General features: G+C 38.2%; 1 protein-coding gene. It reads left to right on the top strand.

Annotated elements, in window-relative coordinates; translation table 11 throughout:
- Positions 1-20: 20 nt before the first annotated feature.
- On the top strand, positions 21-2,043 hold a 2,023-nt coding region (locus WMO25_RS17495; RefSeq protein WP_349086466.1), incomplete at its 3' end, for a vWA domain-containing protein.

Genomic DNA, 2,043 nt, shown 5'->3' with positions numbered 1-2,043 from the left:
ACAGTACGACAAGAGATCGTATGGATACGAATAAAACCTATTATTTAAAATATAATGGACACTATTATAAAGTGTATTACCAAGATAATTATTGGGGTAGTGGCTGGAAAGTAGGTTATGGTTCTGATTTAGAAGATTATGATGGTGATATTTATACTTATTCTACCAGATTAGATGCCTTAAAGAGTGCAGCTACTCAGTTTATTACAGACACAGCAACAACTTCCCCGACAAGTAATGTGGGAATATCTGTATTCAGTTCCAAAGGTTATGGCAATCATGGAGATAATAAACCACTTGCAGCAGTAGACACTAATAAAGATACACTCATTAGTTTTATTAATGATTTGAGCGCGAATGGTGGTACAGATCCAGCAGTTGGTTTACAAGATGCTTATAATAAATTGAAAGCAGCGGCAGATAATGGAGATACTCTTCCGAAGTATGTGATTCTTTTTACCGATGGTGAACCAACCGGCGGTGGAAGTACTTGGGACCCAGAAGCACAGACAGATGCAGAGGCCAAAGCAAAAAAGTTAAAAGACATGGGTGTAAAGGTCTACACCATAGGTTTTGCTTTGGATGACAAGACTGAGACATTCCTGGCTGGCGGTGAATATGACGGAACAACTTATCCGGGAATCGCTTCACCGGGATGTGCAATGGTTGCAGATGATGCATCTAAGTTAGCTGAGATTTTCAAAACGATTCAGTCAACGATTACACAGAATTGTGATATCAATGATGCAATAGTTGTAGATGTGATTGATCCAAGATTTGTTATTCTCGATGATGCTGGTAATCAGATTACAGAGAAATATCTGGAGGAAAAAAACGCTGCTAGTGTTACATTGAAAAATGGTGGAACGGTTTACTATGAAAATGGTAAGCAGTACATCAAATGGACTGAACAGACAATCAAGCACAAAGAAGGCAATACACAAGGATGGCATAAAAAAATCTCCGTTCAGGCAAAAGATGATTATATTGGCGGCAACGACGTTCCGACAAATATATCACCGGACTCCAAGATTATTACATCCTATGGTGAACTGACGCTTCCACAGCCAAAGGTCAATGTCAAAGCAGAACTGACACTGAAAGACAAAGAAATCACAATTTACAAAGGCGATAGTGTTCCATCAGCTGAGACAGTACTTGGAGAAATGGTTGATAAATACACGGATAACGTAAATAAGTATAGTGTATCTAAAAAACAGTTCGATGCAAAATGGTACACAGCAGATGCATTAAAGGATAATAAGGAAAACTTTAATGACAACACAGCCACAACATCAGATGTTGTTGGTACAGCAGTCATTAATGATACGACTTATTATTTGAAGGTAACGTATGATGCAGGAAAACCTTCCGCTGAGAGTAATAAAAATACTACATTAAAAGTAGGTGATAAAGATAAAGTGCATAGTGCCGGTGATGATAAAACGCATAAAGTTGAAGCAGTCAAGAAAGCAACGGACCCAACACTTGAAAGAACTTATGGAATTTATCAGATTCAGGTAATTTCAGGAAGAATTCAGATTGTGAAGAGGTTAGAAACTACGGCAAAGAAAGACCAGACATTTACTTTTGTGGTAAAGAATGCAGAAGATGATAATGAGATGGCACGTGAGGTGGCAAGAGTTCTTGTTACTGTAAAAGCTAATGAAAAAGAAGCAACTGTTACAGATCAAGCTGCTTTAGCAACACTTACAAATCTGTCACGCGGCATTTATACCGTAGAAGAGGAAGAACAGACAGGATATATGCTTGATAGCGCAGTATCAGATGATACAACAAACTGTCAGAATTCTACTGATAATGCGAAAGTCACTTTTGTATTAGGCAACAGCAGTGTTTCACCAAATGAAAATGTTATTAAGAATTATACTTATAACTCGGGAGATGGCGGTACACGTGGCAAAGCAATCTTCACAAATGAACCGGTTTACAGTGATTGGCAGATTATCAAAGTCAGCTCAAGCAGTCATGATGTAAGATTAGCAGGTGCAATCTTCGCTGATTGTCAAGGTAGTTGTCAGT

Origin of the sequence: Coprococcus intestinihominis (assembly GCF_040096555.1) — a bacterium.
Taxonomy (GTDB): domain Bacteria; phylum Bacillota; class Clostridia; order Lachnospirales; family Lachnospiraceae; genus Coprococcus_A; species Coprococcus_A intestinihominis.
Note: the sequence above shows the minus strand (reverse complement) of the source record. Positions and strands in the feature narration are given on the sequence as shown.